This is a genomic window from Xanthomonas hortorum (assembly GCF_040279205.1).
In the GTDB taxonomy this organism is placed as follows: Bacteria; Pseudomonadota; Gammaproteobacteria; order Xanthomonadales; family Xanthomonadaceae; genus Xanthomonas; species Xanthomonas hortorum_F.
In genome coordinates this window covers 42855-51903 of record NZ_JBEOLS010000036.1, presented here as the reverse complement: position 1 = coordinate 51903, position 9049 = coordinate 42855, and the positions used below count along the sequence as shown (strand labels likewise).

Below are 9049 nucleotides of genomic sequence, written 5' to 3'. Positions count from 1 at the left end.
CCGCTTTCGGCTTCGCGCAGAAAGCCGATGACCTGCTCGTCAGTAAAACGTTTCTTCACGTCCAATCTCCTCGGGGTAGGGAATTGGACTCCAAACTGAGGCGCTACTCAAAATTGGGTGGACGTCGATTCGACAACAATGCCCCAAAGGGATGGACCCTGTCTCCAGATTACGAGCGAATGCTCCAGCAAAAACTTGATTCCGCCTCAGAAAAGCTGAAATCACTCAATCCCGATTACATAGCCCCCACTATTGAGAAGAAGAAGGCTGACGCATGTTTTGTTGTGACAGCGACTATGGGAGATGAGAACCATCCAACCGTTAGCCTGCTGCGGGAATTCCGAGCAACAATACTATCTGGATCTTATGCGGGCGAAGCATTCATTCGTTGGTATTATCAGAACGGCCCTAGACTCGCACGTGTAGTGAAGCGCAGTAAGTATCGCAGAGCTATTAGCTATTTTTTCGTAGTTCTACCCTCCGCATTGGCTGCATCTCTTTTTCTGCGCGCCAGACGCAAGTGATGCCCAACAAATCGTTCAAGCCGATGCCGCTTCGCGGCACGGCTTAACTCAGGCGTTAGGCAGATGAGCAGAGACAATCGCAACTGAGACTTTTCATGGACAACTATCAGCTTGTTACATCGCCCCTATGCCGCTCCGTCACGACCGATGGCCGCACTGTTCGCCTAGAGATCTATCGCGGGCTCGACACCGACTGGACCCTTGAGGCTGTTGATGAGTTCAACAACTCCACTGTCTGGGATGACCTATTCGCAACGGACCAGGCCGCACTCGACGAGGCGTTGCGCACTATTCGGGATGAGGGAATTGACTGCCTGATTAGTCCGCCCGGCGGCGTCCATTAATGGATCAGCCGCCTAACAACTCATTCAAGCCGAAGTTGCTTCGCAACTCGGCTTAACTCAGGCGTTAGGGGTCACGGTGAAAATCGTCGCAGTTTTAGCTTTGGCATTCGCTGCCCTAACCCCTCTTGACGCATTCGCGGATGACGAGGAGATTGCGCTTTTTGACGGCCGCGGTAGGGCCATCGCGTACATTGCCTTAAACGACGAGATGACTATCTACATGTGGAATGGAAAGCCCGTTGCTTATCTTGATAGAGATGATGCGGGTGGCTACGGCGTCTACGGCTTTAACGGCAAGCACTTGGGTTGGTTCGTCGGCGGAGTGATACGCGACCATAACGGCGACGCGGCATGTGCGACAGAAGAGCGGATGCAGCAAGCCGAGTTTGAGCCATTTAAAGCCTTCAAGGAGTTCAAGCCGTTCAAAGCCTTTCAGGAGTTTGCACCGTTCCGACCTTCCTTCAGCTCAACGTGGTCTGACACCCCATGCAGATTCGCGCTCGCAGAAGGCGGGGCGTAACTCCTAAAAATTCATTCAAGCCGAAACCGCTTCGCGTGGCGGCTTAATTCAGGCGTTAGGCAATCACATCACACACATCGGCAACCATCAGGGAGAATTATGAGCACTGACACATTGAAGGCTTCAGTACAGTACAACGATCTTACAGGCAGCTCGGCGGCCGACCGCGCCGACATGTCGGATGCAAGCACTTGGCTCAAGGCTAAAGCACTTATCAACAGCAATGAAATCTTGGTCGGTTACGAGATTTACGTATCTCCACTGCTGTCGGGAGCATCTAGCAACGTAACCATCTCCACCACGTTCCTCCTTGCTACCAGCGGAGGCGTGGACTCCTTCGCTGAAAATGTGCACGGAGGAGGTCCTATCAACCTCAGGAAGGTTGCACAAGATATTTCCCCTGAAGAGTTCTTCTCACTTTTCAAGAGATTTAGCCTGACCCTTTCTTCTGGCGGGCTTCTTGAGGGCCGCGAGTACAGCTACTCAGAGTGATGCCTAACAATTCATTCAAGCCGAACTGGCTTCGCCAGTCGGCTTAATTCAGGCGTTAGGCAGTGGTGGGGCATTACAGCTTCGGCATCCGCTGTCGCGTATCTTGCGTGTCCAGCGACTGGCTTACGCGCGACCAGGTGGGCCGATACCGCCTCATTACGTGCGATTGCGTACCGACGCGGCTCATCAAACTCGTCGGCCATATCCGGCAAATGCGCAGGCCAACCGAATCGATGCCATGCGTTGCACTGCAGTCAGATGCAACGCACCCGCCACTCACTTTAGACAGTGGTGCCCGCCAAGCATGCGCGCAACGCGCGCAGCTTCTCGACGGGTCACAGATTCCAGTCGATCCGCATGCCCGCGATCAATGCGTTCTTCAGATCGTTGGTGCGCGTCGGCTCGTTGAACTGGTCGGGGTTGATCACGTAATGCAGGTTCGGCGCGATGCGCAGGCGCTTGGTGACCTGGATGCCGTAGCTGAGCTCCATCATGATCTGGTTGTCGGCTGGGGTGCCGGTGCCGCCGGCCGAGGCGCGGGCCAGGCGCAGGTTTTCGATCGCTTCGTCGCTGTACTTCTGCTGGGTGATCACAAACGCAATGTTGTCCTGCGGGCGGCTGGCGAAGGTGCCTTTCTGCACCAGGCCCAGTTGCACGAAGTGGTCCTCGATCGCCTGGCCGCCGGTGCTCTTGAGGATGGCGCCGAACACGGTCAGGCCGCGGGTGCCGGACGGGTCGGGGTTGGTGACCTGTTGTTCGAAGCGGGCGAACAGGCCCGAGCGCCCCTGCTTGTTTTCGTAGCCGAGGCCGCTGAGCACGGCCGGATTGCCGTTGCGGTCGCGCAGCGGGTCGGTGTAGTCGGAGTTGTCCTGCCAGCCGCCGAGTTCGTACATCGCGGCCATGCTGCCGTCGCCGCCCTTGTTCTTGTAGCCGACCGCGTACGGCACCACCACGCCGGTGGCGTCGTCGGTGCTCCATTTCAGGCCGTGCTGGCCGTCCTGGGCCTGCACCGGGTTCACTTCATAGGCGCCGACATGCACATAGACCTTGGGCGTGACCCAGGCGGTGGCGTGCGCGGCCCAGCTGGAGACAGGCCAGTAGGTGAAGTTGCTGGTGCGGAACACGAAGGTGGGGTTGCCGCAGGCCGAGTTGCCCTGGAAGTACTGGCACAGGTCCGAGCCGAGGAAGTGGATGTTGGCCACGCTGCGGCCGGCTTCCAGTTCCAGGCGGTCGTCGAAGAGCTTTTGTAGCAGGGTGAAGTTGGCCAGGCGCGTGCCCTGGCCGCCGTAGATTTCCTGCACCGAGGTGCTGTTGCCGATGCTGCTGTTGGACAAGTTGGTGCCGTGGCGGTTGGTGACGTACAGCTTGACCGTGGCGCCGCCCCAGCCGAACAGGCGGTCCATGTCGACATCGGTGCCGACCATCAGCTGGCCAGCGTAGGCGTCGCCGTTCTTGCGCCCGCCATCGATCATCGAGGCCGCTTCGCCGGTGTAGCCCAGCTTGAGCTTGAAAGCATCGGCGGCATCCTGCGCGTGGGCGAGCGGGGTCAGCGCCAGTGCCAGCGACAGGCACAGCAGGCGGGGACGGGCATGGCGGGGGGCGAGGGCGGTCATGGCAGGACTCCGAACAAAGAGGGCGTGGCCGAGAAGGCGGACGCGACAGCTAAGGGGTGGGCAAGCCGCTGGCCGCGCACGAAGGTGCGCAGCGCAGCGGTGAAACCAGTCAGGGGTGACGCAGATCAGCGATCAGATGCGCCGGATGCGCGGTGTGGAATCGGTCGGGGCGGGGCGGCCGAAGGTCAGGCGACCACGTCGGCCACCGGCTTCTTGAGCAGGCGCAGCGCTACCGCAGTGACCACCACGCCGACCACCAGGGCCAGCACGTAATTGAGCAGGTGGGTCACCGCGTTGGGGATCAGCAGCACGAAGATGCCGCCGTGCGGTGCCTTCAACTCGGCACCGGCGGTCATCGAGATCGCGCCGGCCACGGCCGAGCCAATCACCAGCGCCGGGATGGTGCGCAGCGGGTCGCGCGCGGCATACGGGATGGCGCCTTCGGTGACGAAGGCCAGCCCGAGCACGCCGGCGGCCGTGGCCGAGCCGCGCTCTTCCACGGTGAAGCGGTTGCGGAACACCCAGGTGGCCAGCGCGATGCCCAGCGGCGGGGTCATGCCGGCGACCATGGCGGCCGCCATCGGGGTGTAGACCTGGCTGGCGATCAGGCCGGTGGAGAACGCATAGGCGGCCTTGTTGACCGGCCCGCCCATGTCGAAGGCCATCATGCCGCCGAGCAACAGGCCCAGCAGCAGCGCGCTGCTGCCCTGCATGCCGCGCAGCCAGGCGGTGAGCCAGGCCAGCAGGTCGGCCACCGGTTGGCCGAACACATACATCATCGCCAGGCCGACCAGCAGTGTGCCCAGCACCGGCAGGATCAGCACCGGCTTGAGCCCTTCCAGGTTGCGCGGCAGCTTGATGTAGCGGTTGAGCGCGGCCACGCCGTAGCCGGCGATGAAGCCGGCAATGATGCCGCCGAGGAAACCGGCATTGAGATTGGCCGCGACCAGCCCGCCGATCATGCCCGGCGCGATGCCGGGGCGGTCGGCGATGGAGTAGGCGATATAACCGGCCAGCGCGGGCACCATCAAGGTGAAGCCGGCCTTTGCACCGATCTGGAACAGCGACCAGGCCAGCGTGCCCTGGTGCGCGTCGTCGCCGGCATAGATGCCGCCCAGCGCGAAGGCCAGCGCGATCAGCAAGCCGCCGGCAGTGACGAAGGGCAGCATGAACGAGACGCCGGTCATCAGGTGCTTGTAGGCGCCGGTGCGGGCATTGCCCTTGGCGTCCGATGTGGCGCTGGCGCCCGCAACCGGAGCTGCACTGCCGTGCACGCCGGCTTCTGCCAAGGCTTTCTGGATGAGCGCCGGGCCATCGTTGATCGCCGGCTTGGTGCCGCTCTTGAACAGCCGCTTGCCACCGAAACGAGCCAGGTCCACTTCGCGGTCGGCAGCGATGATGACCACGTCGGCCGCGCAGATTTCCTCGTCGGTCAATGCGTCCTGCGCGCCCACCGAACCCTGCGTTTCCACCCGCATCTGGTAGCCGAGTTTCTTGGCCGCCTGCTGCAGGCCTTCGGCCGCCATGAAGGTGTGCGCGATGCCGGTGGGGCAGGAGGTGATCGCAACAATGCGCTTGCCGACTGCGCCAGATACGTCGGTCGTTGCCGATGTACTGGCTGGTGCGGTGGTGGCAGCGAGCTGGCTGACGGCGGCGGCCGGGTCGTCCAGTACCGCGCCCAGGCTCAGATGCAGCAGTTGCGCGTCGCCGAAGCGCGCGCTGTCGGCATCGGCATCGCCGACGATCAGGACGTGCGCGGCGCCGTTGGTCAGCTCGGTCGGCAGTGCGCCGAGCACGCCCTGGTCGCTGCGGATTTCGATCGTCACGCTGCGTCCGGCGGCGGTGGCCGCGCGGCGCAGCGCTTCGGCCGCCAGAACGGCTTCGGTACTGCGTTCGCCGGCGGCGATGACCACGATGGAAGAGGACATGGCAAAACTCCTGCTGTATTGCGGTCGCCGGTGAGGCCGGCGGGGGGAATGTGGGCGTTACGCGTGCGGGTGGCGCATGCCGGAATGACGCGCGCAGACCTGCATGGCGGTCGCCGGCAAGTGCAAGGCAGCGCTCACGACAGCGTCTCGATCACGACGTCGGCCGCAGCACGGCGCACGCCGTCGGCGCTGAGCCTGCGCGCGTCGCCGCTTTCCAGCCGGCACATCGAAAACGCCGTGGCCAGCCGCGCGCACTGCTCCAGATCGGTGGCGGCATCCAGCAGCGCGGCGGCCAGGCCGGCCACCATCGCGTCACCGGCGCCCACGCTGCTGCCCTGTGCCAGCCGAGGCGGCCGCGCAATCAGGCGCTGGTCGCGCTGCACGAACAAGGCGCCTTTGGTGCCCATCGAGATGACGACCAACTGGATACCGCGTGCGATCAATTCGTGCGCGGCGGCGCTGAGCGCGGCGCGATCGCTCAGCGGGCGGCCGGTCCAGGCTTCGAGTTCGTGCCGGTTCGGCTTGACTGCGTAAGGCAGCGCGTCGCGTGCGGCATTGAGTGCGGCCACCAGCGGCGCGCCGCTTGTATCGAGCAGGACGCGTGCACCCGCTGCGCTGGCCTGCGCCTGCAACTGTGCCCAGCTGTCGTCCGGCAAGCCGGCCGGCAGGCTGCCGGACAACACCACCGGCAGGCCGGGGCGCAGCAGCGGGGCGAGCTGATCGGCCACGCCTTGCAGGTGCGGTTGGCCCAGGCGCAGGCCGGGCAGGTTGATGTCGGTGGTGTCGTTGCTGCGCGCTTCGACCAGCTTGAGATTGGTACGGGTCTCGCCGGCCACGCGTTGGCAGTGATCGGTAATGCCGCGTTCGCGGAACAGCGCCTCGAACACGCCGACATTGCCTGCCCCGAGCACGCCGAGCGCGGCGACCTCAGTGCCCCAGTCGGCCAGGCAGGCGGCCACGTTGATGCCCTTGCCGCCGGCGTCGTTGCGCACGCTGCTGGCGCGATGCACCGCGCCCGGCTGCAAGTGCTCGAGCTGGATGGTCTGATCGATCGCCGGATTCAGCGTGACGGTGATGGCCTGCAGGCTCATGCCTGGCCCTCGCGTTTGACTTCGAGCGCGCGTACTTGCTCTGCGGTTTCGCAGTCCAGCGCCTGCTCGGCCAGCTGCTGCAAGGTGCTCAGCGCGGTGCCGCGCAGGCGTGCCTTCACAGCCGGGATGTCGTTGGGCGTCATCGACAGTTCCTGCACGCCCAACCCGGCCAGCAGGCTAGCGCCGAACGGATCGCCGGCCAGACCGCCGCACACGCCGACCCAGCGGTCGTGCTTGCGCGCACCTTCGATGGTGCTGCGGATCATGCGCAGCACCGCCGGGTGCAGGCTGTCGGCTTCGGCGGCGAGCTCGGGGTTCTGGCGGTCGATCGCCAGCACGTATTGAGTCAGGTCATTGGTGCCGATGGAGAAGAAGTCTGCATGGCGTGCCAGCACGTCTGCCTGCGCGGCGGCGGCGGGCACTTCGATCATGATGCCGATCGGGACTTCCGGTGCGTCCAGCTCGGCGCGGATGCGTGCGCAGATCTCGCGCAAGGTGATCAGCTCAGGTACTGAGGTGATCATCGGGAACATGATCGACAGCCGCGCTCCGTCCTTGGCGGCGCGGTACAGCGCACGCAGCTGCGGTTCGAGCAGGTCGGGGCGACGCAGCAGCAGGCGCGCGCCACGCACGCCCAGGAACGGGTTTTCCTCGTGCGGCAATTCCAGATGCGCCACTTGTTTATCGCCGCCGATGTCCAGCGCACGCACGATCAGCGGGCGGCCTTCCAGCGCCTGCGCCATCGCCAGGTAGGTGGCGTGTTGCTCGTCTTCGCTGGGCGTGCGGCCGCTTTCCAGAAACAGGAATTCGGTGCGCATCAGGCCGACGCCTTCTGCGCCCTGGGCTAGCGCCATCGCAACCTGGTCGGGCAGGTTGACGTTGGCGCCGATGTCGATGTGGTGGCCGTCGGTGGTTTCGGCCGGCAATGCGCGTTGCGCGGCTTCGCGCTCGCGGATTGCCTGCTGCTCGGCGATATGCGTACGGGCGGCGTCCAGATCCAGCTCGGAGGGGTTGATGTAGAGCCGGCCGCTGCTGCCGTCGATGATGGCGGTGACGCCGTCTTCGATATCCAGCAACTGGCCGCCGGCAGCGACCAGCGCCGGCAGGCCGAGCGTGCGCGACAGGATTGCGGTATGCGAGGTCGGCCCGCCTTGCGCGGTGGCCAGGCCGAGCACGCGTGCGGTGTCCAGGTTGGCGGTGTCCGACGGCGACAGATCGCCGGCCAGCAGGATGCAGGGCTGCTCGGGCAGGTCGGTCAGGCCGGCACCGGCGGCTGCCGGGTCGAGCTGGGCCAGCACGCGGCGGCCGACATCACGCAGATCGGCCGCACGGCCGGCCAGTACCGGGTTGCCGAGTGCGGCCAGGCCGGAGGCGATCTGTTCCACCGCCTGATGCCACGACCACGCCACGCCGTGGCCTTCGACCATCAGCTGGCAGGTGCGGGTGATCAGGTCGGTGTCGTTGAGCAGTTCGGCCTGGGCCTTGAAGATCGCCGCGTCCGAGGCGCCGAGCCGGCGCTGGGTGTCGTCCTGGATCGCCGCGAGCTGCTGGCGGGTGCGGGTCAGCGCGTCGTGCAGCAATGCGCCGCCATCGCCCAGGCCGACCGGTTGATCGGCCACTTCGGTCTGTGCCGCACGCAGGCGATGCACGATGCCGATCGCCACGCCCGGGCTGGCGCCGATGCCGACGATGGCCGGCTGCGCCTGTGGCGGGGTCCAGCCGACCACCGGGGCGGCGCGGCGTTGCGCGGCGCGTTCGGCATCGGCCTTTTCCTGTGCGGTCAGGCTGTCCATCACAGCACGCAGGCGTTTGAGCAGCGCGGCTGCATCGCTGCCTTCGGCCGAAACGGTGATGCTGTCGCCGGCACGCAGACCGAGCTGCAACAGGCCGACCAGGCTCTTGGCATCGGCCGCCTGCTCGCCGGCACGCACTTGCGCACGCGCAGAAAAGCCGCGTGCGGTCTCGGCCCAACGCGTGGCCGGGCGGGCATGCAGGCCGCTGGGGTAGGCGATGGTCCAGTCAAATTTTTCGGCCAGATCGGTGGCCGGCGTGGCGCTGGTGTCGGGCGCGCGGTCGCCGGTGAGCGCGGCCACGATCACGCCGGGGTCGTCGGTGGTGAACAGCGCTTCCAGCTGCGCCGGGTCCTGGATCAGGCGGGTCAGCCGGCGCAGCAGGGTGATATGGGTATCGGACTGGGCGGCGATGCCGACCACCAGCCGGGTGGTCTGGCCGGGGTTCCATTCCACGCCTTCAGGCAACTGCAGCACCGCGATACCGTCGCGGCGCACCAGATGGCGGTCTTCGCCCACGCCGTGCGGGATCGCCAATCCGTGGCCGAGGAAGGTATTCGCCAGGCCTTCGCGGCGCCGCATGCTGGCGTCGTAGCCCGGCGCAACGCAGCCGGCGGCGACTAGCAGCTGGGCGGCCTGGGCGATGGCGTCGTCCTTGTCGCGGGCATGCGCACGCAGGCGTACGAGTTCGGGAGTGACGGGAGCGACAGGCGACGGAGAGGACAAGAGGGACTCCGGGGAGTAAGA

General features: G+C 65.2%; 8 protein-coding genes. 4 read left to right on the top strand and 4 right to left on the bottom strand.

The genetic code is table 11. The annotated features are described in order from the left end of the window. The 4 genes from ABS769_RS14435 to ABS769_RS14420 form a co-directional block, all read left to right on the top strand. A partial coding sequence (locus tag ABS769_RS14435) for a CFI-box-CTERM domain-containing protein (RefSeq protein WP_434801685.1) occupies positions 1–524 on the top strand: 524 nt, incomplete at its 5' end. A 95-nt stretch (positions 525–619) separates the two neighbouring features. Further along, positions 620–868, top strand: a complete 249-nt coding sequence (locus tag ABS769_RS14430; protein ID WP_317060326.1) for a hypothetical protein — start codon at positions 620–622, stop codon at positions 866–868. Between the two features lie 76 nt (positions 869–944). After that, positions 945–1388: a 4-fold beta flower protein gene (locus ABS769_RS14425; RefSeq protein WP_317060327.1), complete on the top strand. Its 444-nt coding sequence runs from the start codon at positions 945–947 to the stop codon at positions 1386–1388. 99 nt (positions 1389–1487) lie between these two features. After that, a complete protein-coding gene (locus ABS769_RS14420) occupies positions 1488–1880 on the top strand; it encodes a hypothetical protein (protein WP_317060328.1) in 393 nt (130 codons plus the stop codon). A 335-nt stretch (positions 1881–2215) separates the two neighbouring features. On the opposite strand, the gene ABS769_RS14415 is transcribed toward ABS769_RS14420, so the two are convergent. The 4 genes from ABS769_RS14415 to ptsP all read right to left on the bottom strand — a co-directional run bounded on the left by ABS769_RS14415 (position 2216) and on the right by ptsP (position 9028). Further along, complete coding sequence (locus tag ABS769_RS14415; protein ID WP_317060329.1) at positions 2216–3493, bottom strand: carbohydrate porin; 1278 nt, start codon at positions 3491–3493, stop codon at positions 2216–2218. A 185-nt stretch (positions 3494–3678) separates the two neighbouring features. Continuing rightward, the gene (locus tag ABS769_RS14410) at positions 3679–5421 is read right to left on the bottom strand and encodes a PTS fructose transporter subunit IIC (protein WP_317060330.1); all 1743 of its coding nucleotides are present in this window, start codon (positions 5419–5421) and stop codon (positions 3679–3681) included. Between the two features lie 134 nt (positions 5422–5555). After that, on the bottom strand, positions 5556–6512 hold the full coding sequence (pfkB, locus tag ABS769_RS14405) for a 1-phosphofructokinase (protein WP_317060331.1): 957 nt from the start codon (positions 6510–6512) through the stop codon (positions 5556–5558). Next, on the bottom strand, positions 6509–9028 hold the full coding sequence (gene ptsP, locus ABS769_RS14400) for a phosphoenolpyruvate--protein phosphotransferase (protein WP_317060332.1): 2520 nt from the start codon (positions 9026–9028) through the stop codon (positions 6509–6511). The genes pfkB and ptsP overlap by 4 nt, the downstream gene beginning before the upstream one ends. Positions 9029–9049: the final 21 nt, after the last annotated feature.